The organism is Thiothrix litoralis, from assembly GCF_017901135.1.
Lineage (GTDB): Bacteria > Pseudomonadota > Gammaproteobacteria > Thiotrichales > Thiotrichaceae > Thiothrix > Thiothrix litoralis.
The window spans coordinates 1,750,608-1,773,285 of sequence record NZ_CP072801.1; the positions used below are offsets into that span (position 1 = coordinate 1,750,608).

Sequence of the window (22,678 nt, forward strand, 5' to 3'; positions counted from 1 at the left end):
GATTAAAGCAACAATGAATACCGAATACCGTAAAAACCTGCCCGGCACCAAACTGGACTACTTCGACACCCGCGCGGCGATCGAAGCCATCCAACCCGGCAGCTACGCCACCCTGCCCTACACCTCGCGTGTATTGGCAGAACAACTGGTACGCCGTTGCGAACCCGAGATGCTGACCGACTCATTGAAGCAGCTCATCGAAGGCAAGCAGGATCTGGACTTCCCGTGGTATCCCGCCCGCGTGGTCTGCCATGACATCCTCGGCCAAACCGCACTGGTTGACCTTGCTGGCCTGCGTGACGCGATTGCTGACCAAGGCGGCGACCCGGCGAAAGTTAACCCGGTCGTGCCTACCCAGTTGATTGTTGACCACTCACTGGCCGTTGAATGCGGTGGCTTCGACCCGGATGCCTTCGCGAAAAACCGCGCCATTGAAGACCGTCGTAACGAAGACCGTTTCCACTTCATCGAGTGGACAAAAACCGCGTTCAAAAACGTCGACGTGATCCCAGCAGGCAACGGCATCATGCACCAGATCAATCTGGAGAAAATGTCGCCGGTGATTCAAGCGCGTGACGGCGTAGCCTTCCCTGACACCTGCGTCGGCACAGACTCACACACCCCACACGTTGACGCACTCGGCGTTATCGCGATTGGCGTCGGTGGCCTGGAAGCCGAAACCGTCATGCTGGGCTTGCCTTCCATGATGCGTCTGCCGGACATTATCGGCGTGAAACTGGTCGGCAAACGCCAACCCGGCATCACTGCCACCGACATCGTACTGGCCATTACTGAATTCCTGCGTAAAGAGCGTGTAGTCTCTGCATGGCTGGAGTTCTTCGGCGAAGGGGCGAAAAACCTCACCATCGGCGACCGTGCGACCATTTCCAATATGACCCCGGAATTCGGCGCGTCGGCGGGCATGTTCTACATCGACGAACAAACCATCGACTACCTGAAGCTGACCGGGCGTGAACCGGAGCAAGTCGCACTGGTTGAAAACTACGCCAAAGCCACCGGCTTGTGGGCGGATTCACTGGTAAACGCAACATACCCGCGTGTACTCGAATTCGACCTGTCCAGCGTGGTGCGTAACATGGCTGGCCCTTCCAACCCACACCGCCGTTTACCGACGGCTGACTTGGCTGAGCGCGGCATTGCGGTGAATTTGGCAGCGGCGCAAGCCGAAGAAGCGGAAGGCAAAATGCCAGACGGCGCGGTCATCATCGCGGCGATCACCTCTTGCACCAACACCTCCAATCCACGTAACGTGGTAGCCGCTGCCTTGCTGGCACGCAACGCCAACAAACTGGGCTTGGTACGCAAACCGTGGGTAAAAACCTCGTTCGCACCGGGTTCCAAAGTCGCCGAGCTGTATCTGCAAGAAGCGGGTTTGCTGACGGAACTGGAACAACTCGGTTTCGGCATCGTCGGTTTCGCTTGCACCACCTGTAACGGCATGTCTGGCGCACTCGACCCAATTATCCAGCAAGAAATCATCGACCGCGACTTGTACGCGACCGCTGTCCTGTCCGGCAACCGTAACTTCGACGGGCGTATTCACCCGTATGCCAAGCAAGCGTTCCTTGCGTCCCCGCCGCTGGTAGTCGCTTACGCGATTGCAGGCACGATCCGTTTCGACATCGAAAAAGACGTGCTGGGTACGGACAAAGACGGCAATCCGATTACGCTGAAAGACATCTGGCCTGCTGACGAAGACATCGACGCCATCGTTGCCGCCAGCGTTAAGCCTGAGCAATTCAAGCAAATCTACATCCCGATGTTTGATCTCGGCACTGTCGAAGAAGCGAAAAGCCCGTTGTATGACTGGCGTCCCATGTCCACCTACATCCGCCGCCCCCCTTACTGGGAAGGTGCATTGGCAGGTGAGCGTACCTTGAAAGGGATGCTGCCGTTAGCGGTATTGCCAGACAATATCACCACTGACCACTTATCGCCTTCCAACGCGATCATGATGAACAGTGCGGCGGGCGAATATTTGCACAAAATGGGCTTGCCGGAAGAGGACTTCAACTCTTACGCAACTCACCGTGGCGACCATTTGACCGCGCAACGTGCGACTTTCGCCAACCCTAAGCTGATCAATGAAATGGCAGTGGTGGATGGTCAAGTCAAGCAAGGCTCCCTCGCTCGTGTCGAGCCAGAAGGCCAAGTCATGCGCATGTGGGAAGCCATCGAAACCTACATGGAACGCAAGCAACCGCTGATCATCGTCGCGGGTGCAGATTATGGCCAAGGTTCCAGCCGTGACTGGGCTGCCAAAGGCGTGCGTTTGGCAGGTGTGGAAGCGATTGTGGCGGAAGGCTTCGAGCGTATTCACCGTACCAACTTGGTCGGCATGGGCGTGCTGCCGCTGGAGTTCAAAGCGGGCGAAACGCGCAAGACTTACGCCATCGACGGTACCGAAAGCTACGACGTGGAAGGTGACATTGCCCCACGCGCCGACCTGACGGTCATCATGCACCGCAGAAACGGCGAAACCGTGCGCATTCCTGTGACCTGCCGTCTGGATACCGCTGCGGAAGTGCGTGTCTATAACGCCGGTGGTGTACTGCAACGTTTCGCGCAAGACTTCCTCGAAGGAGACGCAGCGTAATGTCCCAAATCCCGCAAATCAAAATCCCCGCCACGTATATGCGTGGCGGCACGTCCAAGGGCGTGTTTTTCAAACTGACCGACTTGCCCGATGTCGCGCAAGTCCCCGGTGCGGCGCGTGACGCGGTATTGCTGCGCGTAATCGGCAGCCCTGACCCGTATGGCAAGCAAACCGACGGCATGGGCGGCGCAACGTCCAGCACCAGCAAAACCGTGATTCTGGCGAAAAGCGAACAGCCTGATCATGACGTGGATTACCTGTTTGGGCAGGTTTCCATCGACAAGGCATTTGTGGACTGGAGCGGCAACTGCGGCAACCTGACCGCAGCGGTTGGCTCTTTCGCCATCAGCAACGGCTTGGTGGATGCTTCCCGCCTCCCGCAAAACGGCATGGCCGTGGTGCGTATCTGGCAGAAAAACATCCAGAAAACCATCGTTGCCAACGTGCCGATGACCAATGGCGAAGTGCAAGAAACCGGCGATTTCGAGCTGGATGGCGTGACCTTCCCAGCGGCAGAAGTGCAGGTGGAATTCATGAACCCAGTCGATGCGACGGATGCCATGTTCCCCACCGGCAATCTGGTGGATGAACTGGAAGTACCGGGTGTTGGCACCTTTCAGGCGACCATGATCAACGCGGGTATTCCCACCGTGTTTTTGAATGCAGACGCCATTGGTTACACCGGCTGCGAATTGCAGGACGCCATCAACGGCGACCCTAAAGCGCTGGCCATGTTTGAAACCATCCGCGCTTACGGTGCGGTGAAAATGGGTTTGATTGCCGATGTCGCGGAAGCGGCTGGTCGTCAACACACGCCTAAAGTGGCGTTTGTGGGCAAACCACAAGCCTACGTGTCGTCCAGTGGCAAACAGATCAATGCTACCGACATTGATTTGAATGTACGCGCCCTGTCGATGGGCAAACTGCACCATGCCATGATGGGTACGGCGGCGGTGGCTATCGGCACAGCCGCTGCGATTCCCGGCACCTTGGTCAACCTCGCTGCTGGCGGTGGTGATCGCAGTGTTGTGACCTTCGGCCACCCTTCCGGTACGCTGAAAGTAGGCGCTGCCGCTAGCGCCACTAACGGTGACTGGAAAGTGGAAAAAGTCGTGATGAGCCGCAGTGCGCGGGTATTGATGGAAGGCTGGGTACGCATTCCAGGCGACAGTTTTTAAGTTTTAGAGGAGGAGAGAAAAGATGAGTTACAAGGCCGAATACGACCGCTCGATGAACGACCCAGAAGGCTTCTGGAAAGAAAAATCCGCAGCCCTGAAGTGGTTCAAAGCCCCCGAAAAAATCCTGTCGCAAGACGAACACGGTATTTTCCACTGGTTTGCCGATGGTGAAATGAACACTGCGTACATGGCGCTGGATTACCACGTCGAAAACGGGCGCGGTGATCAAGTCGCGTTGATTTACGATTCACCCGTGACGGATACCAAGAAACAGTACACTTACACCGAACTGCGTGACGAAGTAGCACTGGCTGCTGGGATGCTGGCGGGTCTGGGTGTCGAAAAAGGCGACCGCGTTATTATCTACATGCCGATGATCCCGGAAGCGGTCATTTCCATGCTGGCAACAGCGCGGTTGGGCGCTATCCATTCCGTGGTATTTGGTGGTTTTGCTGCCCCGGAACTGGCGCAACGCATTGAAGATGCGCAACCGAAAGTGATGATTTCTGCCTCTTGCGGGATTGAGATCAAGCGCGTGATTGAATACAAACCGCTGCTCGACAAAGCGATTGATTTGTCAGCGCACAAGCCGCAAAGCTGCATTATGTTCCAGCGTCCGCAAGCCACTTCCCCGCTGATTGCAGGGCGTGACTACGAGTGGAGTACGTTGATGGCAAGCGCTACCCCGGCGGATTGCGTGCCAGTCAAAGGCACTGACCCGTTGTACATTCTGTACACATCCGGCACGACCGGCAAGCCTAAGGGTGTGGTGCGTGAAAACGGCGGTCATGCGGTGGCACTGAACTACAGTATGCAAGCCATTTACAACATGAACCCCGGCGATGTGTTCTGGGCGGCGTCTGACGTGGGCTGGGTGGTGGGTCACTCGTATATCGTGTACGCGCCGCTGCTGCGCGGTTGCACGACCATCGTGTACGAAGGCAAGCCGGTCATGACACCGGATGCGGGTGCATTCTGGCGCATTACCGAAGAGTACGGCGTAAAAGGCTTGTTCTCTGCCCCGACGGCATTCCGTGCGATCAAGAAAGATGACCCGGAAGCGGCACTGATCAAGCGCTACAACACCGACAGTTTGCTGACCATCTTCTCAGCGGGCGAACGTCTTGACCCACCGACTCAAGAATGGATGATGGAAAAGACGGGCAAGCCGGTGATCGACCATTGGTGGCAAACCGAAACAGGCTGGGGCATTACTGCCAACCTGCAAGGTGTTGAGCCAATGCCGGTGAAACTCGGTTCTTCCACCATGCCGACCCCCGGTTTCAACGTGCAGATTCTGGACGAAAACGGGCAGGTTTTGGGCAGAAATGAACAGGGTTTCATCGCGCTGAAATTGCCTTTACCACCAAGCTGTTTAGCCACCATTTGGGGTGATGTGGAGAAGTTCAAACAGAGCTACCTGCAAACCTTCGACGGTTACTATGCCAGCGGTGACGGCGGCTATATCGACGAAGACGGCTATGTTTTCGTCATGGGTCGCGTCGATGACGTCATGAACGTGGCAGGCCATCGTCTGTCCACGGGCGAGATGGAAGAAGTCGTCGGCGGGCATCCGTCCGTGGCCGAATGCGCGGTAATTGCGCGGGATGATGACCTGAAAGGGCAAATCCCGATGGGTCTGGTGGTACTGAAAACAGGTGCGGACATCGACGAAGACACCTTGTCGAAGGAACTCACCCAGATGATCCGCAGCAGTATCGGCGCGATTGCCTGCTACAAGGAAACGCACATCGTCAAACGTTTGCCGAAAACCCGTTCGGGCAAAACGCTGCGTAAGAGCTTGCGTCAGATGGTGAATGGACAGCCGTATGTGGTGCCTTCCACCATTGATGACGTGACGATTATGCCGGAGATTGAGGCGTTGTTGCGTGAGAAAGGTGTGATTAGGTAAGAAGACCCTCTCCCCTTCTCCCGCTCAGCGGTAGAGGGGGCTGGTGGGCTAGGGGGAAATCAACCCCTTACCCCGCAAGCGGCTCATAAACGCCGGGCGACGGCTGTATTGATTCGCCAACGCAATCAACTTCGGTTGAAACACTTCCAGTGTCTTGTCACGTTCCGCCAGTTCGCGCAAGTCACTCAAATGGCGGGCTGCTTGTTCATAGCTTTTGGCATTACCCTCACTGATCAGATTGTCGATCTCGTGCCATACACGGTTTTCCCGCTGCTTCAGCTCATCAAGGTACTGCTGGCGTTTTTGTGCATCGGCTTGGCGTTTGGCTTCTGCTTTGATGGCTGTTTGACGCTGGGCTTCGAGATCAGCCGCTTCTTTACGCGCATCATAGGTGGTTTGTATATCTACAAAGCGGCGGCGGGGCGATGGAGGTTGGGATGTTCCCGCTTGGGGCGAAGTCTGGAACAAGGTTTGCAATCGCCTATTTAAGTGCATGGTGAGGTTGGGTTCATTGCGACAAAGACGAGCGAGAAAATCGTTTTTTTCTGCATCAGGGAGCTGGTTTACCCACGCTTCTGGCTGAAAAGTGGTTTGCTGGAGCGGCGGGCTATGGTCGGCAGCAACGTTAATCATGATCTCATCCACTCCAAACAACGCCGCGAACTGTTGTTGGGCGTGAGAGAGTTGCCCAAGCCCTGCGGGAACGGCTGGTTCGAGCGTTTCATCATCTGCTGCGGTATCGGCTGCTTTCAGCCATGCCAAATACAACACGCGGAAATCCCCTTGCAGGAGTTCATCACGCAAGGGTAACATCTCATCTAATAATTCCTCACCTTCCAGCCAGTCGCTATAGGCATCTTCCTCGTTAAAATGCAGGTCAATGATGACATATTCACCGTGTTGATCATGGTCTATCTCGTCGGAAATAAAATAATCACGTACCTCCGACACGTTAAACAATGCTTTGGGCAGACGGAACATTAACCGCTGCGTCCCCCAATTAGCGACATACAGCATCATGTCAAAGGTGTCACTCATGAGCTGGGTCACATTGCCCCGAAAATCGCCGTAATGGTAAACGAATTCGGCGCGTTGCTGGCTCACCTCCGCTCGGCTAGACAAACTGGCAACGCTTGCTTTTTGTTCGGCTGTCAATGATCGGTCAATGGCTCGAAAGTCATAATATTGGTATTCACTCATGCGGTTGCTCCTTGATAAGTGCCAGCGAGCACTTAGCGTAGGATACAACATCACCCCGTCAAAGCCGATTAGCTTTGCTGGGGAAATTATGGCTCTTTGGGAATTCCCGTGGAAGCCACAACATGTAGTATTATGAGGAAAACCGAGCACCCTTGGCGAGGATCCCCCCATGAACAGTAGCCTGCAAATCCCGCTTGATCTCCCCAACGTCCGTTTACTGTCGAGTTCCTATGACGCACAGGGCAATTTCATTCTGGAAGTGGAAAGTAGCCTTTCATTCACGAAATGTCGTTGCTGTGGGCACAAGATTACCGAATTCCATGGCTACGACCGACCGATCCGTTTGCGCCATTTGCCGATTCTGGGGCGTGATGTCTGGATTGAAATCCGCCCCAAACGTTACCGCTGCCGCCATTGCGAAGGTGACCCGACCACTACCCAGACGCTGGAATGGTATGACCCCCGCAGCCCGCATACCCGTGCTTTTGAGGACTGGCTGTTGAAGATGTTGGGCAATTCCACCGTCATGGATGTCAGCCGCCGCTGTGGTGTCAGCTATGGTGAGGTGGAAGGGGTGCTGAAACGTCGTGTCAGCACCCAAGTGGATTGGTCTGGTTTTAAGCAATTACGCACCTTGGGCATTGATGAAATCGCCCTGAAAAAAGGCCATAAGCACTATGCCGCGATTATCAGCTCACTGGATGATCATGACCGTCCGCAGGTGTTGGCTGTGTTGCCTGACCGTCTCAAAGAAACGGTAGCTGCCTTCCTGCGCAGCATTCCTGAACACCTGCAAACCACCGTGTGCTGGGCATGTTGTGACATGAACGAGGGTTTTGCCAATGCCGTCCAGGAAACCTTGCCCAAGGTCGCTATCGTAGTAGACCGTTTCCATGTCGCACAATACTACAACCGGGAGGTAGACAATTTCCGTAAGCAGACCTTGCAGGAACTCAAGCAAACACTTTCGGCAGATACCTACGCTACCTGTAAGGGGACACTCTGGCTGTTCCGTCACCACTACTGGTCATTGACCGCAGAACAGCGGGGGCAACTGGAAGAATTTCTGCTACTCGCCCCTGAGTTGAAAGATGCTTGGTTACTGCGTCATGAACTGAACCTGCTATTTGAACAGGAACAAACCAAGGCACAAGCCCAACAACAACTACAAGACTGGAAGGCCAAGGTTAAAGCATCAGGGCTGGCCTGTTTTGACAAATTCCTCAATCTGCTGGAAACATGGCAGGATGGCATCACCAACTACTTTGAAGATCGCAACACCTCCGGTTTTGTCGAAGGCATGAACAACAAGCTGAAAGTCATCAAGCGCCGCTGCTATGGGTTGTTGGATGTGAAGCGTTTCTTCCAACACATTCAGGGGGATCTGGCATTTTCAAGGAAGCAACCGGCATGAGGCTAACACTACATCTGGTGGCTTCCACGGGAATTCCCAAAGAGCCGAAATTATTCGCCCAGCAAAGCAACCGGTGACACGATCATCCCGTCCTCATCCGAGTACAAGTATTGACCGGGTGTGAAAGTCACATCGTGGAAACGCACTACTTCATTACGCAACCCTACGCCACGTTTGACGCTTTTCAGTGGCAGTGTACCGAGCGCTTTGACGCCAATATCCATCTGCCCAATGTCCACGGAATCGCGGATCAGACCGAAAACGACGATGCCGTTCCAGCCGTTTTTCACCGCTTTTTCAGCCAGCATGTCGCCCAATAGTGCGCAACGGGTAGAACCGCCGCCATCCACCACCAGCACTTTGCCTTTGCCGTCTTCGGCAACCAGCTCACGTACCAATGAGTTGTCTTCGTAAATCTTGATCGTGACGATTTCGCCAGAGAATTTGCTACGACCACCGTAGTTGTTGAAACCCGGCTGTACCACTTGTACTGGCTTGTCTTCGTTGTCGTCGAGCAGGTCGGCTGTTTTGAATGTCATGTTTCATCTCCTTAAAAAAAGAAACCCCTCCTAACCTCCCCTTATCAGGGGAGGAACAAGAGGGGCATTCCATTCTCTTAAGCCCTCCCTTGATAAGGGGAGGGTTGGGAGGGGTTTCTTAGTGGAATTGCTCTTCTTCAGTAGAGCCAGTCAACGCTGTTACGGATGAAGAACCACCCTGGATAACAGTGGTAACGTCATCGAAGTAGCCAACGCCAACTTCTTGCTGGTGAGAAACGAAGGTGTAGCCTTCTTCACGGGCAGTAAACTCAGGTTCTTGAACCATGTTGACGTAGTGCTTCATGCCTTCGCCGCGTGCGTAAGCGTGTGCGAACTTGAAGGTGTTGTACCAGTTGACGTGGATACCCGCCAAGGTGATGAACTGGTATTTGTAACCCAGCGCAGACAAATCTTCTTGGAAAGAAGCGATTTGTGAGTCAGTCAGGTTTTTCTTCCAGTTGAAAGAAGGTGAGCAGTTGTAAGACAACAGTTGGCCTGGGCAAGCCGCTTGAACTGCTTGAGCGAATTCACGCGCAAAGCCAAGGTCAGGCTTGCCAGTTTCACACCACACCATGTCAGCGTAAGGCGCGTAAGCAACGCCACGGCTGATGGACTGTTCCAGACCGTTCTTAACGCGGTAGAAACCTTCAGCAGTACGCTCGCCAGTCAGGAATGGCTTGTCGTTTGCGTCATGGTCAGAAGTGATCAGGTTAGCGGCTTCTGCGTCAGTACGTGCCAAGATAACGGTAGGAACGCCCATAACGTCAGCAGCGAAACGGGCAGAAATCAGCTTTTCAACTGCTTCAGAAGTTGGAACCAATACTTTGCCGCCCATGTGGCCGCATTTTTTCACGGCTGCCAATTGGTCTTCAAAGTGAACACCAGCCGCGCCTGCGGTGATCATGTTCTTCATCAGTTCAAAAGCGTTCAGCACGCCGCCGAAACCGGCTTCTGCGTCAGCAACGATAGGCAGGAAGTAGTCCAGACCGCCTTCGTCAGTTGGGCTGATGCCACGACCCCATTGGATCTCGTCAGCACGCTTGAAGGTGTTGTTGATACGACGAACCATGGTGGGTACGGAATCGTATGCATACAAAGATTGGTCAGGGTACATGGTTTCTGAGGTATTGCCGTCAGCAGCAACCTGCCAGCCGGACAGGTAAACAGCTTCCAAACCCGCTTTGGCTTGTTGCATCGCTTGACCTGCGCTGATTGCGCCGAAAGCGTTTACATAGCCTTTTTTCGCGCCGCCGTTAACCAGATCCCACAGCTTGCCTGCACCACGTTTTGCCAGTGTATGGTCAACTTGCAGGGAACCGCGCAGGCGTACTACGTCAGCCGCACTGTAAGTACGCTTAACGTTTGCCCAACGTGGGTTTTCTGCCCAGTCTTTTTCCAGTGCTGCAATTTGCGCTTCACGAGTTGTCATGTAGTGTTCCTCAGAGTCAATAAAAGTGAACGAAACCGGTAAAATGTCGGCAATCTGCCGAGGATTGCCATCAGGCAATCTTTTTATTCCTCTCTCTGCTCGCTGCCGCGAATCTTGCTGTTTTATGAAATGCAGGACAATCATTAAAAATTGTCAGGGGCTCGATAGTAATAAACCCACATACTGTCGACAATAAAATTAATTCAATCCTTAGCATTGCCTGAAGCAATAATTGACTGACGTTTTAGCCAATTTTCAGTGTCGACAATGTATCGTGACGGATGCGTTGGAGCAATTCAGTATTGTCCAGCAGTGACTCGCCATAAGATGGAATCATCTCTTTTAGCTTGTTTTTCCAGACATCTGAAGCCATTTCCTTGGCGAAACACTTCTCCAGCACTTGCAACATGGCGGTAACAGTGACCGACGCGCCCGGCGATGCACCCAACAAACCCGCCAGTGAACCATCCGCAGCGGTAATGACTTCGGTACCGAATTCCAGCTTGCCGCCTTTCACCGGATCTTTTTTGATGATTTGCACACGCTGTCCAGCACTGGCTAATGTCCAGTCCTCATTACGGGCTTCCGGGAAGTATTCGCGCAGGGCATCCATACGTGAATCGTGATTTTGCATCACTTCAGACACTAGGTAGCGGATCAGATCAGCACTGCTCAAGCCAACTTTGACCATTGGCAGAATATTGTTAGGCTTGACCGAAGCCAACAGATCAGTCACCGAACCTTCCTTGAGGAATTTGGTGGTGAAACCTGCGAAAGGTCCAAATAACAGGGCTTTCTCACCATCAATAATCCGAGTATCCAGATGCGGAACCGACATAGGCGGTGCGCCGATAGAGGCTTTGCCGTACACCTTGGCGAAATGCTGGTTCACGATTTCAGGCTTTTTGCATACCAACCATTGACCGCTGACCGGGAAACCACCGTAACCCTTGCCCTCTGCAATACCTGACATTTGCAGCATTGGCAGCGCCCCGCCACCTGCACCAAGGAACACAAAATCGGCCGTCAATGTACGGGTATCGAGAATGCTATCCGTCTCCTGGGTTATCACCTGCCACTGGCCATCCGCTTGTTTGCGCAGATTCCTGACTTCATGGTTAAGCAGAAGCTCAACATCATCAAAGGCTTGCAGGTAGGCAATCATGCTGCGTGTCAGGGAACCGAAGTTTACATCCGTACCGTGTTTGACCCGCGTTCCCGCGACTGGCTGATTAGCGTCACGCCCATTCATCACCAGCGGCATCCATTCCCGCAGGACGGCTGGATCTTCGCTGTATTCCATGTCCGCAAACATCGGGTGCTGACCAATCGCCGCAAAACGGTTGCGCAAGAAGTTAACGTTCTTATCGCCCCAGACAAAGCTCATGTGTGGTGTTGGATTAATGAAAGTGGAAGGCTCAGGCAAGGCTTGCTGCTGCACCAGATAAGACCAGAGCTGTAAAGTACGCTCAAAGGATTCATTGATCCCATACGCTTTACTGGCGTCAATGCTGCCATCCGGCTTCTCGGGAGTGTAATTCAATTCGCAGTAAGCAGCATGACCAGTACCTGCATTATTCCAGCCGCTGGTGCTTTCCATGGCAACATCACTCAGCCTCTCGACGATGCTAATTGTCAACAATGGGTTTAATTGCTTCAGCAACACACCCAAGGTGGCACTCATGATGCCTGCCCCTACCAGTAAGACGTTTACATTCTTCGTTGCCATATTCACCTTCAACCATCAGTGACAAGAAAAGCAGGATAATAGACCGGGAAGGAAGGTGATTTCTACACATAAACACAGGATTTTCACAAGATTGTCGACAATGTTGCCTAAAACCACCTGCCAAGCCAAGCAGGATGCGGCATTGCAGCATTTAAATCAAGTTGAACATTTTTACACACAGCCCAAACCAATCATAAAATTAAATAATGCCACAGCAGTAAATCTCATCAATAAGATAGAAAAATAACCGATAAAAAACTTTTCCGTAAAAAAACAAAAAGTGTGTTCGCTATCACATTCTGATGGGCACTTTTTAAATATTCTGCACCTACAGGAAACCACACAACGGGAGCTAACAATATGTTCAAGGTCTATCTTAATGGCGTTTACCATTCAACGCATGAGACATTCACTGGCGCTTGCCGCTACGCAAGGAAGCAAGCCAACACTAACCAACAAGCCTACTTCACTGTGTTTGAAGCAGGTGATAACAGCGCACAACACATGACACTCGACGCTGAACAGGACGCGGAACAAGAAGTCATGAAAGGTGTACCTGCTTACATCATTACACCACACGTCGTCATGCCGAAAGCACAAGAATACCGGAGAGCAGGGGTTGCCCATCTGGCAGCGGCTGCCTCACATCATATCGCAGGTATGTCTAGGGGCATTTAAAAAGAACAACTCTATAAAAATAAGGGCTAAACGGATGATATATCCGTTAAACAGTCTTTGTGTATCCAACGGATGGGGCTATCCGTTGGACACATAAAGCATATTCAAAGCGGGGTAAGCCCCGCTTTTTCTTTTTCTGGGATTTGATAAAATTTAATCACATATGCTCATAAATAAAATAACAAAATAGCAAAAAACATTTGATAACAGTTTTTTTCATTGTGTGTTTACCATCACATATCCCCCGCCTCAATTGCCTTATTCTTTACCCATAGCAACATGAACAGCAAACAGGAGTTCTCACATGTTCAAAGTTTTTCTTGATGGAACGTATCACTCAACACACAAGACTTTTGCAGAAGCTTGTAGCAATGCACGCATACAGTCAGCACGCTACCAGCATTCATACTTCACGGTATTTGAAGCAGGGGAAGAAATGGATCTGGCCTATCACGCCAATAGCGACACCTTATGTGGTGTGCCGGATTATATTATCACGCCAAACGATGGCATAGCGCACGGAGCCATTTCATTGGGGAGCTCTGCGTCATCGTTGTTACGGGTGCGCTTGCCGTCACATAGCTTTGGGATGCAGGAGCACCCATTGATTTAAGCGGCATTAAAGGGCTAAAAAAAACCCTTGGAATGATAGTCTACTTATTTAGGGCTGGTAGGCAGACTATCAAAAACAGTAGTGTTCGGGCTTGAACTGCTGTTTTATCCAAGGCATAAAAGAAAAGCGGGGTTAAACCTCGCTTTTCTACTTTTATGCTCAATAATTCAGTGCTTAGAACTCGACACTGTAGCCAATGCCTACTGCATCCTGCTCCATGGTAAGGTCATAAGCATCCATTGGAATCGGGCCTGAAGGCGGCAATGTTCCAGCACCTTCCACCGTCTTTTCAAAGGCGTGAATATAAGATCCGGTAATCTTGGATTTAGGTGTCAGCCTTTTCTCAAATCCCAAGGAAATATGATCTTCAACAACACCTGGTGAGAGTACGTTCACCGTTGTCACGCCAGAACCTATTGGGCTATCGCCACGGTTATAACCAGCCATCAACGCTAGACCATCATTAAGCTGATGCTTGACACCCACTTTATAGACTGTCTGATCTTCCCAGCCAAAACCAGGCCCATTCACTGCACCAAATGGCAGGCCGTTGGAAGGGGAGTTACCCGTCGCATCGACACTTGAATATTCAATTTTCGCCACGTCAGCAGCAATCAGGGTTTGCGGGGTAGCCTGATAGGCGATGCCAGCCGTTGTTGCCGCAGGCACATCAAATGTGCCATCCGGGAACAAGCCCTGATACTCGTCAAATTTACCCATGTTCACTTTGGAGCGATAAGCCAAACCAGCCGACAACTTGTCAGAAAGTTTGCCCTGAATACCCACTGTCGCACCGATACCGCTGGCTTTCGAGCCACCTCTGTCACTTAGGCTGGTTGGGTCGCTACTGAACCCGGCAAACGCCCCCAAACCATCAGCCTCAAAGCGCTGGTAAACCAGATTGGCAGAAGCACCAATAGCTACATTGTCATTGATTTTGTAACTGGCAGTAGGGGAAACAAACACTTGCTTAAGGTCAATACCTGTGGGTGTTCCCGGTGCGCCACCAAAAGAGCCTGCACCAAACGGCACGCCCGTATCGTAAGCGGTATTCATCCCGCCGTTGCCGTAGGCCACAATACCAACGGACAAACCACCTTTCATGTCACGTTTGTAGCCCGCCTCCGGGATCAGGAACATTTCGTCCCCATTGCCATCCGCTTCTTGCGCAGTACCTGTACCCGAAAAAGGCGCTTGCAAGGTCACAGTACGGTTAGGAATGAATACTTCCGCCCCTACTTCGTAACCATCGGGCGAAAATGAGGCGGATGCCGGGTTGGTCGCCATACTCATGGGGCCTGCCGCATAAGCAGCTGCCGCGCCACCCATGCCTTTATGGGTTTGTCCCAAACCTGTGGGGGCTAGACCGTTGGTGGCGAATGCTGATTGAGTGCCCAGTGCCAATAGAACCGACACTGCCAGGGTAGTTTTTCTGAACATAAATAAATACTCCTCCAATTATACTTTTGCGAATTCTCAAGCGTTGTTGCGAAATAGTGACAGAGGAGTATTAAGCTGTCAAATGCTTATTATTAAGCAAAACAAGTACTTATTAGAATATTCAGATATGCTTCTTTAGCTGTAATGTTTTATACAACACCCAATATAGCTGAAACTTTAAGTGCATCTTCTTCGGTATCCACTCCCGCCCCCGGAATTTCTGCTGCAATATCAACGTGAATACGATAACCGTGCGAAAGCGCTCGCAACTGCTCCAGTTTTTCCAATTGCTCTGGCAACGAGGGCTGCATACCCGCAAATGCCTTGAGGAAGCCAGCACGGTAGGCGTACATACCGATGTGTCGCAGCGCATATTTTTCAAGGTCAATGCCAGCATCACGCTGAAACGGGATCGGCGCACGACTGAAATACAAGGCCAGCCCTTGTTCATCACGCACCACCTTGACGATATTCGGGTTGGTGAAATCGTCTGCGTGGGTAATTGGTGTCGCCAAGGTCGCCATACTGGCTTGCGGGTAGTCAGCCAGATTTTTTGCCAATTGATGTAAATTTACCACAGGCGTGAGCGGTTCATCGCCTTGCAGGTTGACCACGATAGTGTCGTCACTCCAGCCTTGTTGTTGCACCACTTCTGCCAAGCGGTCACTGCCGGTTTCATGGGTGCTCGCCGTCATCGCGACTTTCGCCCCAAAACCTTCGCACACACGGCGGATACGTTCATCATCCGTTGCCACCAGCACCGTCGCAAAATCGGCGGCCAAAGCACGTTCATGCACATGCTGAATCAGCGGTTTACCCGCCAATTCACGCAAAGGCTTGCCCGGCAAGCGCGATGACGCATAGCGTGCCGGAATCACCAGAACCGTGTTCATACGTGCAATGCCTCGACTTCTTCTTGTGTCAGGGTACGGGCTTCCTCTTCCAGCATGACGGGGATGCCGTCGCGGATCGGATAAGCCAAACGCGCTGATTTCGAGACCAGTTCCTGCTTATCCTTATCATAAATCAGTGAGCCTTTGGTGACGGGGCAAGCGAGAATTTCCAGCAATTTCTTATCCATGATTGAATCCTTGTAAACGTTTAAGCAGGGCTTGGGCAAGACATTCATCCAGCACCGCCTCAATCGGCAGATACCAAACGTTTTGCACAGCATACTGGCGGCATTTTACCGCATCTTTCTCGGTCATGAGGATGGGAAGTGCATCATCAAAACGTATTTCTGCACCCGTAAAGGCGTGATGATCGGGGTAAAGGTGCGCCAACACCTGTAAACCAGCCTGTTCCAGCGTGTTGATAAAGCGTTGTGGATTGCCGATGCCGGTCACGACATGCACCGTTTGCCCACTCAATGCCTGTAACGATTGACGCGAATCAGTCGCCAGATTTACCAGCGTATCGCCGTGCATCGTCATGTTTTCACCATTGGTCACGACAAAATCACAGCTTGCCAGGCGGGAAACAGGCTCGCGTAATGGGCCAGATGGCAGGCAAAAACCATTCCCAAAACGGCGCTGTCCATCCACCACGCAGATTTCCACATCGCGCCCCATACGGTAATGTTGCAAACCGTCGTCGGCGATAATGATGTCGCAAGCGTGTTCGTGTAACAGCGTCGTGATAGCCTGATTACGGTCTTTGCCGATGGCGAGGGGAACGTTGGTGCGCTGAATGATCAATAGCGGCTCATCACCCAGGCTATCCGCATCTTTCTTATAGCCCCGGCTCACCACTCCCGGTTTGAACCCTGCCTCGCGCAGCCGTTCCACCAGCCAGATCACCAGCGGCGTCTTACCCGTACCGCCCACCGAAATATTACCCACCACCACCACAGGAACCGGATGTTTAACTTGCTGACGCTTGTGCCGCCAGCGATTCAAGGCCGCCAATACGCAGAAAACTCCGGTCAGCGGCAATAACAGGTATTTACCGAACCGATCATTCCCGTACCAGACATTCAGCACCCAACGTTCAAGTTTCATCGTGGAATTGCATGGCGTGCAAGCGTGCGTATTGCCCCTTCAAGGCCAGCAATTCGTGGTGCTTGCCGGATTCGATGATCACACCATCCTGCATGACCAGAATCCGATCGGCATTCTCGATGGTGGAAAGACGGTGGGCAATCATGAAAGTGGTACGGTTTGCCAGCAGATTATCCAGCGCGGACTGGATGTGGCGTTCGGATTCAGTATCCAGCGCGGAAGTGGCTTCATCCAAAATCAGGACGGGCGCACTCGACAAAATCGCCCGTGCAATCGACAAGCGCTGACGTTGCCCGCCGGAGAGCATCACGCCATTATCACCAATCAGCGTATCGAAGCCTTGTGGCAGTTTTTCGATAAATTCCAACGCATAAGCGGCCTCGGCAGCAGCGCGGATTTGCGCATCTGGCACATGACGCATATCACCGTAGGCAATATTATTGCGCACGGTATCGTTGAACAGCACGATGTCTTGCCCCACGTAGGCAATCTGGCTACGCAAATTATGCAAGCGCAGGTCTTGCAAAGGCACATCATCCAACAAAACAGTGCCCATCTGCACATCATGAAAACGCGGCAACAGGTTCACCAGCGTGGTTTTGCCACTACCAGATTTACCCACCAAGGCAATCTTTTCACCGGGTTGCACCGTTAGATTGATGTTACGCAAGACTGCTTTGTCGGTTTCAGGATAAGTAAAAGAAACATCGCGAAACGTCACCGCACCCCGGCAGTGCTCCAACGTTTGTGTACCGTGATCATTTTCAGCCGGAGTATCGAGCAGCTCAAAAATACCCTCGCCCGCTGCAATCGCAGTTTGCAATTGCGCGTTCAATTGGGTGAGGTTACGGATCGGCGTTAACATTAAAATCATCGCCATGACGAAGGACATGAAAACACCGGGAGTCAACGCATCCAGCATCGCATCACGGGTTGCCACATAGACAATCGCCGCCAATGCTACCGCCACCATGAATTGCACCAGCGGCGTGCTCAACAACTCCAGCACCATACGCTTCATTTGCAGGTCAATATTCTGCTCATTGGCAGCACTGAAACGCTTGGCCTCATACTGTTCGCCGTTGAAAATCCGCACCACCTTGTAACCCCGGATCAGCTCATTAGCAATCTGGGTCACATCACCGACGGAATCTTGCACTTCATGACTCAAGCGACGCAAGCGGCGTGTCACCCACGCCACCACGCCAGCAATCAGCGGCACGATCACCAACACCCCCAAGGTCAATTGCCAGCTATGCCAGAACATCAACCCCAGTAAACCGATGATGGTGGCAGAATCCTGCACCAGCGACGTTACGCCTCGGATACTGGAATTCGCCACTTGTTCAATATGGTAACTGACATAAGACAGCAGCTTGCCGGAGGAGGAATTCTCGAAAAACCGCACCGGCATCCGCAACAGATGGGAAAACACCTCATCCCGCAAGGTTTTGACGACAATACGCCCCACTAACCCTACGTAGTAACCGGACAGAAACATCGACCCGCCCCGCAACAAAAAAATCCCCAGAATCCCCAACGGTAACCACATAATGGTTTCCGGGTCACGCTGGTTGATCGCCTTATCCAGCAAGGGTTCTAGACTCCAAGCGAATAAAGGTTGCGTCGCTGCACTGACGAGTAGCCCAATCATTGCCAACAACAGGTAATGCCGCTGCTTCAGTGAATAAGCAATTAAACGTCGATAAACCTGCCAGCCAGTCGTGCGGGGTGTGGTCATCCTATTCCTGTGGTTTGCGTTCTGATTGCGAAGTCGCCATCGAGAAGTTGGTCAGACCAAGACGCCCAGCGATATCCATTGCGGTGACGACTGCCTGATAATTCACTGCTGCATCCGCCGAAATCACCAGTGGCGGGGTATTATTCCCCATCTCCTCCAGCGTCATACTCATGGCTTGAAACAGCGTTTCTGGCTGACTATTCAGCACTTCACGTCCATTAACATAATAACGCCCTTGCCCGTCAATCAGCAATTCCAGCTTGTCACCCGCAACGGTGGCAGCGGTATTGCTCGCGGTGGGCAGCTCAATTTTAAGCTCGGCATTCTTGTCAAACGTGGTCGTGACCATGAAGAAAATCAACAGCATGAATACCACGTCAATCAAGGAGGTCAAATCAACCTTGCTCTCCTGACGCTCACGGGTACGAAATTTCATGCTGGCTTACCCCCGCGCCCTGACGTAGCGGCGGCAGCAGCCCGTTGCTGTGCGGCGGCGACAGCGGCAGCACTCGGGCGAGCAGCAGCAGGCGGCATAGCGGCGGGAACCGTCTTACGGCTAGAGTTAGCGATTTCAATCAAACGTAAGGCTTCGCGTTCCATAACCGCGACAAACCCATCCACTTTAGCCTTGAAGTAACGCTCAAACACCAAGGTGGTAATGGCAATCAACAAACCTACTACCGTCGTAACCAATGCCTCAGAAATGCCCCCCGCCATTTGCTGCGGATTACCGACACCGGCTGTATTGATGGCGCTGAATACCCCAATCATCCCCAACACTGTACCCAACAACCCCATCATCGGCGCAATGGTAATGATCGTGCCCAGCGCTGGCAGGTAACGTTCCAATTCCTGCACCACGTGCCGCCCGGCTTCTTCAACGTTTTCTTTCATGATATGGCGTGGCAGCTCGCGGCTTTCCAGCCCGGTAGCTAATACCCGCCCTAGCAAAGAGCCGTTACGCAATTCATCGACCTGTACGTCAGACAACTTGTTGATGCCAGCCAGTTTCCGCGCCCGCTCAATATCACTGGCAGGGACAACCCGATTAACCCGCAAGGACAGGAAACGCTCAATGATAATCGCCAGTGCAATCACGGAACTCAAAATCAGGGGGAACATCATGACCCCACCAGACGTGATTAATTCAAACATATCTATTCATGCCTCATTTTTATATGATTTAGCCCACATGGTGTATAGTAAGTTATTTCCGTACACGAATAAATCCAGAAAACAACAACAAAGTGTAACCTTGACCATGAGAATAATAACAAACGCCCCGTCTACCCCGCATCCCATGCGCCCCCGTTACCTGTGGTTATTGGGCGAAGATGACCACATCTGCGCTGGATGTAACCAAACTGTCACAAGCTGTCGTTATATTTGTCCACAATCAGCCACGACACCAGAACCGGAACAGGATGTTATCATGCAGGAAAATGCTGCACCCGACCTGAATAACCCCGAATACTACCTTAATCGCGAACTCAGCCTGCTGGCTTTTAACCGCAGGGTTCTGGAGCTAGCACAAGATCCGCGTGTACCACTGCTGGAACGCCTACGCTTTCTGTGCATTTCCAGCGCGAACATGGATGAATTCTTTGAAGTCCGCGTTGCCAGCCTGAAACAGCAATTGCAACTGGATGTCGCCTCGATTGGCGCGGATGGCTTGACCCCGACCGCAGCGCTGAAACAAATCACCAGCACTGCACACGCCTTGGTCGATTGCCAATACAAATTACTCAACGAAGAACTGATCCCCGCCCTGCGCGAGGAACGCATTTATTTCGTGCGCCGCACCCACTGGAATGAAGAACAACTTGCCTGGCTTTCCGACTACTTCGACCGCGAACTGATGCCATTACTCAGCCCGCTGGGGCTTGACCCGGCGCATCCCTTCCCCAATGTCATCAACAAGAGCCTGAATTTCATCATCAGCCTGCAAGGCACGGATGCTTTTGGGCGCGAAATCGACACCGCTATTGTGCAAGCACCGCGCACCCTGCCGCGCATTATCCGCTTGCCCAAAGGCATGGGAGCCAGCAAAGACAGTTTCGTTTTCCTGTCATCCATCCTGCACGCTTTCATCGACCGGCTGTTTCCCGGCATGGAAGTATCGGGTTGCTACCAGTTCCGCCTAACCCGCAACAGCAATATGTACGTCGACGAAGAAGAAATTGACGACCTGTTGCAAGCCATGCAGGGTGAATTGCCACAACGCAATTACGGCGCGGTGGTACGGCTGGAAGTTGCCGACCAATGTCCACAGGACAATATCAATTACCTGATGGAACAGTTTAATCTGTGTGAAAAGGATGTCTACAACGTCAACGGCCCCGTTAATCTCAACCGTCTGATGGCCATTGCTGATCTGGTTGATCGACCTGAGCTGCGCTTTATGCCGTTTCGCCCCGCGCCGTCACTGGCGGAACGTAACCCCAACCTGTTTAACCTCATTCAGCAGCGTGATGTACTGGTTCATCACCCTTACCAAAGCTTCCAGACGGTGCTGGACTTTATTGCGCAAGCGGCTAGCGACCCGGCGGTATTGGCGATGAAAATGACGCTGTACCGCACCGGCAAACAATCTGAGCTGGTCAAGCATCTGCTGCGGGCAGCACGGGCAGGCAAGGAAGTCACCGTCGTGGTTGAACTCCGCGCCCGCTTCGATGAAGAAGCCAATATCGGCCTCGCCAATCAGTTACAAAACGCCGGAGCGCACGTGGTTTACGGTGTGGTGGGTTACAAGACTCACGCAAAACTCTGTTTGGTGGTACGCCGTGAAGGTGAACAATTACGCAGCTACGCTCACCTCGGTACGGGCAATTACCACCCCGGCACAGCCAAGATTTACACCGACTTCGGCCTGCTAACCTGCCACCCCGATATTACCGAAGACGTACACAAAGTCTTCCACATGCTCACTGGCCTTGGGCGGATGCGCGACCTGAAACACCTGTTGGAATCACCCTTCAACCTGCATCAGACAGTGATGGACAAAATCCAGCGTGAAACCGACTATGCCCGTGCAGGCAAACCCGCGCTGATCCGCGCCCGCATGAACGCCCTGATCGAGCCGCAAATCATCGCCGCCCTGTATCAGGCATCGCAAGCAGGTGTACGGGTAGAAATGGTCGTGCGCGGTGTGTGTTGCTTACGCCCCGGTATCCCCGGTGTTTCGGAGAATATTCAGGTACGCTCAGTCATGGGACGTTTTCTGGAACATCCCCGCGTGTTTTATTTCAGCAATGATGGAGAGGAAGAACTGTACTGCTCCAGCGCCGACTGGATGCCACGCAACTTCTTCCGCCGGGTGGAAGTCGCCTTCCCGATCCTCGACGAAAAGCTGCGCCAGCGTATTATCCACGAAGCCTTTGAGCTGCATCTGCAAGACAATACCCAAGCGTGGGAATTACAGGCCGATGGCCTCTACTTGCGCCAACAGCCTGAAGATGAGCAGGAAACCCCCGTCAGCGCCCAAACTAGTTTGTTGAAACTGCTGGGAAATAACTAACTCAGTGCTTGAATAGTTGGGGAGCCATTGCTTTGGTGGCTTCCCAACCTGAGCGCCCCGGCTTACCCTTAGGATATACTTTTGCTGGTATCTCCGTCTGCGTCTGTGTCTGGCTAGCCAACTTGGTGGAAACTTTCCCGGAAGCACTCACAACGGGTAAGGCAATCGCCTTACCGCTCAAACCGTTGTACACCGCCAACACCTTGCGCACATATTGCTGGGTTTCGTTGTAAGGCGGAATCCCCTTATACTTGTCAACCGCTCCTTCCCCAGCATTGTAAGCCGCAATCGACTTGTACAAGTCGCCGTTATAACGTTTCATCAGCCAGCTCAGGTAGCGGGTTCCACCGTGAATGTTCTGGCTGGTATCGAAAGAATCCGACACGCCAAAACGTTCAGCAGTAGCCGGTATCAACTGCATCAGCCCCTGCGCACCCTTGGGTGAAACCGCCGAGCTGTTGTAACAGGACTCAATAGCGATCACCGCTTTCACGATGTCCGCACTGACCCCGTATTTCTCGGAATATTTCTGGATAGACTCTTGATGAGCTTCGGCATTTTTGTTGACCACTCCGGCATTCATGCTACAGCCAGCAGCGTAAGCAAATTGCAGGGTAGTAAGACCCAACAATGATATAAAAATGGCGATTTTCAAACGTGTCATGTATTTT

General features: G+C 52.5%; 20 protein-coding genes. 8 read left to right on the forward strand and 12 right to left on the reverse strand.

Annotated elements, in window-relative coordinates; all coding sequences use genetic code 11:
* Positions 1-13: 13 nt before the first annotated feature.
* From acnD to J9253_RS08510, 3 genes are read left to right on the forward strand one after another with little or no spacing between them, the layout of a single operon-like run.
* Positions 14-2,617: a Fe/S-dependent 2-methylisocitrate dehydratase AcnD gene (acnD, locus tag J9253_RS08500; protein ID WP_210224172.1), complete on the forward strand. Its 2,604-nt coding sequence runs from the start codon at positions 14-16 to the stop codon at positions 2,615-2,617.
* Complete coding sequence (prpF, locus tag J9253_RS08505; protein WP_210224173.1) at positions 2,617-3,795, forward strand: 2-methylaconitate cis-trans isomerase PrpF; 1,179 nt, start codon at positions 2,617-2,619, stop codon at positions 3,793-3,795. Before acnD ends, prpF begins: the two co-directional genes overlap by 1 nt.
* Positions 3,796-3,817: 22 nt before the next feature.
* Positions 3,818-5,707 carry a propionyl-CoA synthetase gene (locus J9253_RS08510; protein WP_210224174.1) on the forward strand — a complete coding sequence of 630 codons (1,890 nt, stop codon included), beginning with the start codon at positions 3,818-3,820 and terminating at the stop codon, positions 5,705-5,707.
* A 48-nt stretch (positions 5,708-5,755) separates the two neighbouring features.
* On the opposite strand, the gene J9253_RS08515 is transcribed toward J9253_RS08510, so the two are convergent.
* On the reverse strand, positions 5,756-6,907 hold the full coding sequence (locus J9253_RS08515; RefSeq protein ID WP_210224175.1) for a hypothetical protein: 1,152 nt from the start codon (positions 6,905-6,907) through the stop codon (positions 5,756-5,758).
* A gap of 169 nt (positions 6,908-7,076) precedes the next feature.
* On the opposite strand from J9253_RS08515, the gene J9253_RS08520 reads away from it, so the two are divergent.
* Positions 7,077-8,321 (forward strand): ISL3 family transposase, encoded by a 1,245-nt coding sequence (locus J9253_RS08520; RefSeq protein ID WP_210224176.1) that lies wholly within the window; start codon positions 7,077-7,079, stop codon positions 8,319-8,321.
* Positions 8,322-8,371: 50 nt separating this feature from the next.
* On the opposite strand, the gene rraA is transcribed toward J9253_RS08520, so the two are convergent.
* From rraA to mqo, 3 genes are all read right to left on the reverse strand, one after another.
* On the reverse strand, positions 8,372-8,860 hold the full coding sequence (gene rraA, locus J9253_RS08525; RefSeq protein WP_210224177.1) for a ribonuclease E activity regulator RraA: 489 nt from the start codon (positions 8,858-8,860) through the stop codon (positions 8,372-8,374).
* A 118-nt stretch (positions 8,861-8,978) separates the two neighbouring features.
* Positions 8,979-10,289 carry an isocitrate lyase gene (gene aceA, locus J9253_RS08530; protein WP_210224178.1) on the reverse strand — a complete coding sequence of 437 codons (1,311 nt, stop codon included), beginning with the start codon at positions 10,287-10,289 and terminating at the stop codon, positions 8,979-8,981.
* Between the two features lie 244 nt (positions 10,290-10,533).
* Entirely contained in the window at positions 10,534-12,018 is a 1,485-nt protein-coding gene (gene mqo / locus J9253_RS08535) for a malate dehydrogenase (quinone) (protein ID WP_210224179.1), read from the reverse strand.
* Between the two features lie 100 nt (positions 12,019-12,118).
* Here mqo and J9253_RS08540 point away from each other — a divergent pair, with 100 nt between their 5' ends.
* The 3 genes from J9253_RS08540 to J9253_RS08550 all read left to right on the forward strand — a co-directional run bounded on the left by J9253_RS08540 (position 12,119) and on the right by J9253_RS08550 (position 13,309).
* On the forward strand, positions 12,119-12,265 hold the full coding sequence (locus J9253_RS08540; RefSeq protein ID WP_210224180.1) for a hypothetical protein: 147 nt from the start codon (positions 12,119-12,121) through the stop codon (positions 12,263-12,265).
* Between the two features lie 113 nt (positions 12,266-12,378).
* On the forward strand, positions 12,379-12,696 hold the full coding sequence (locus tag J9253_RS08545; protein WP_210224181.1) for a hypothetical protein: 318 nt from the start codon (positions 12,379-12,381) through the stop codon (positions 12,694-12,696).
* A 304-nt stretch (positions 12,697-13,000) separates the two neighbouring features.
* Positions 13,001-13,309: a hypothetical protein gene (locus tag J9253_RS08550; protein ID WP_210224182.1), complete on the forward strand. Its 309-nt coding sequence runs from the start codon at positions 13,001-13,003 to the stop codon at positions 13,307-13,309.
* Between the two features lie 174 nt (positions 13,310-13,483).
* On the opposite strand, the gene J9253_RS08555 is transcribed toward J9253_RS08550, so the two are convergent.
* The 7 genes from J9253_RS08555 to J9253_RS08585 all read right to left on the reverse strand — a co-directional run bounded on the left by J9253_RS08555 (position 13,484) and on the right by J9253_RS08585 (position 19,645).
* Complete coding sequence (locus tag J9253_RS08555) at positions 13,484-14,749, reverse strand: OmpP1/FadL family transporter (RefSeq protein WP_210224183.1); 1,266 nt, start codon at positions 14,747-14,749, stop codon at positions 13,484-13,486.
* 149 nt (positions 14,750-14,898) lie between these two features.
* Entirely contained in the window at positions 14,899-15,642 is a 744-nt protein-coding gene (kdsB, locus tag J9253_RS08560; RefSeq protein WP_210224184.1) for a 3-deoxy-manno-octulosonate cytidylyltransferase, read from the reverse strand.
* Positions 15,639-15,830, reverse strand: coding sequence for a Trm112 family protein (locus J9253_RS08565; protein WP_210224185.1), 192 nt, complete (start codon positions 15,828-15,830; stop codon positions 15,639-15,641). The genes kdsB and J9253_RS08565 overlap by 4 nt, the downstream gene beginning before the upstream one ends.
* Positions 15,823-16,749 (reverse strand): tetraacyldisaccharide 4'-kinase, encoded by a 927-nt coding sequence (gene lpxK, locus J9253_RS08570; RefSeq protein WP_210224186.1) that lies wholly within the window; start codon positions 16,747-16,749, stop codon positions 15,823-15,825. Before lpxK ends, J9253_RS08565 begins: the two co-directional genes overlap by 8 nt.
* Entirely contained in the window at positions 16,739-18,490 is a 1,752-nt protein-coding gene (msbA, locus tag J9253_RS08575) for a lipid A export permease/ATP-binding protein MsbA (protein WP_210224187.1), read from the reverse strand. Before msbA ends, lpxK begins: the two co-directional genes overlap by 11 nt.
* A 1-nt stretch (position 18,491) precedes the next feature.
* Positions 18,492-18,926, reverse strand: coding sequence for an ExbD/TolR family protein (locus J9253_RS08580; RefSeq protein ID WP_028490092.1), 435 nt, complete (start codon positions 18,924-18,926; stop codon positions 18,492-18,494).
* Entirely contained in the window at positions 18,923-19,645 is a 723-nt protein-coding gene (locus J9253_RS08585) for a MotA/TolQ/ExbB proton channel family protein (protein ID WP_210224188.1), read from the reverse strand. Before J9253_RS08585 ends, J9253_RS08580 begins: the two co-directional genes overlap by 4 nt.
* A gap of 277 nt (positions 19,646-19,922) precedes the next feature.
* Here J9253_RS08585 and ppk1 point away from each other — a divergent pair, with 277 nt between their 5' ends.
* Positions 19,923-22,007, forward strand: coding sequence for a polyphosphate kinase 1 (ppk1, locus tag J9253_RS08590; RefSeq protein WP_210224579.1), 2,085 nt, complete (start codon positions 19,923-19,925; stop codon positions 22,005-22,007).
* Between the two features lies 1 nt (position 22,008).
* Here the strand turns inward: ppk1 and J9253_RS08595 are convergent, their stop codons facing one another.
* Positions 22,009-22,671: a lytic transglycosylase domain-containing protein gene (locus tag J9253_RS08595; protein ID WP_210224189.1), complete on the reverse strand. Its 663-nt coding sequence runs from the start codon at positions 22,669-22,671 to the stop codon at positions 22,009-22,011.
* Positions 22,672-22,678 lie beyond the last annotated feature (7 nt).

Coding starts and splice junctions, on each gene's coding strand:
- acnD (WP_210224172.1), top strand. CDS start 14: ATGAATACCGAATACCGTAAAAACCTGCCCGGCACCAAACTGGACTAC.
- msbA (WP_210224187.1), bottom strand. CDS start 18,490: ATGACCACACCCCGCACGACTGGCTGGCAGGTTTATCGACGTTTAATT.
- J9253_RS08520 (WP_210224176.1), top strand. CDS start 7,077: ATGAACAGTAGCCTGCAAATCCCGCTTGATCTCCCCAACGTCCGTTTA.
- aceA (WP_210224178.1), bottom strand. CDS start 10,289: ATGACAACTCGTGAAGCGCAAATTGCAGCACTGGAAAAAGACTGGGCA.
- J9253_RS08565 (WP_210224185.1), bottom strand. CDS start 15,830: ATGGATAAGAAATTGCTGGAAATTCTCGCTTGCCCCGTCACCAAAGGC.
- kdsB (WP_210224184.1), bottom strand. CDS start 15,642: ATGAACACGGTTCTGGTGATTCCGGCACGCTATGCGTCATCGCGCTTG.
- mqo (WP_210224179.1), bottom strand. CDS start 12,018: ATGGCAACGAAGAATGTAAACGTCTTACTGGTAGGGGCAGGCATCATG.
- rraA (WP_210224177.1), bottom strand. CDS start 8,860: ATGACATTCAAAACAGCCGACCTGCTCGACGACAACGAAGACAAGCCA.
- ppk1 (WP_210224579.1), top strand. CDS start 19,923: ATGCAGGAAAATGCTGCACCCGACCTGAATAACCCCGAATACTACCTT.
- prpF (WP_210224173.1), top strand. CDS start 2,617: ATGTCCCAAATCCCGCAAATCAAAATCCCCGCCACGTATATGCGTGGC.
- J9253_RS08580 (WP_028490092.1), bottom strand. CDS start 18,926: ATGAAATTTCGTACCCGTGAGCGTCAGGAGAGCAAGGTTGATTTGACC.
- J9253_RS08595 (WP_210224189.1), bottom strand. CDS start 22,671: ATGACACGTTTGAAAATCGCCATTTTTATATCATTGTTGGGTCTTACT.
- J9253_RS08540 (WP_210224180.1), top strand. CDS start 12,119: ATGTTGCCTAAAACCACCTGCCAAGCCAAGCAGGATGCGGCATTGCAG.
- J9253_RS08555 (WP_210224183.1), bottom strand. CDS start 14,749: ATGTTCAGAAAAACTACCCTGGCAGTGTCGGTTCTATTGGCACTGGGC.
- J9253_RS08515 (WP_210224175.1), bottom strand. CDS start 6,907: ATGAGTGAATACCAATATTATGACTTTCGAGCCATTGACCGATCATTG.
- lpxK (WP_210224186.1), bottom strand. CDS start 16,749: ATGAAACTTGAACGTTGGGTGCTGAATGTCTGGTACGGGAATGATCGG.
- J9253_RS08550 (WP_210224182.1), top strand. CDS start 13,001: ATGTTCAAAGTTTTTCTTGATGGAACGTATCACTCAACACACAAGACT.
- J9253_RS08510 (WP_210224174.1), top strand. CDS start 3,818: ATGAGTTACAAGGCCGAATACGACCGCTCGATGAACGACCCAGAAGGC.
- J9253_RS08585 (WP_210224188.1), bottom strand. CDS start 19,645: ATGTTTGAATTAATCACGTCTGGTGGGGTCATGATGTTCCCCCTGATT.
- J9253_RS08545 (WP_210224181.1), top strand. CDS start 12,379: ATGTTCAAGGTCTATCTTAATGGCGTTTACCATTCAACGCATGAGACA.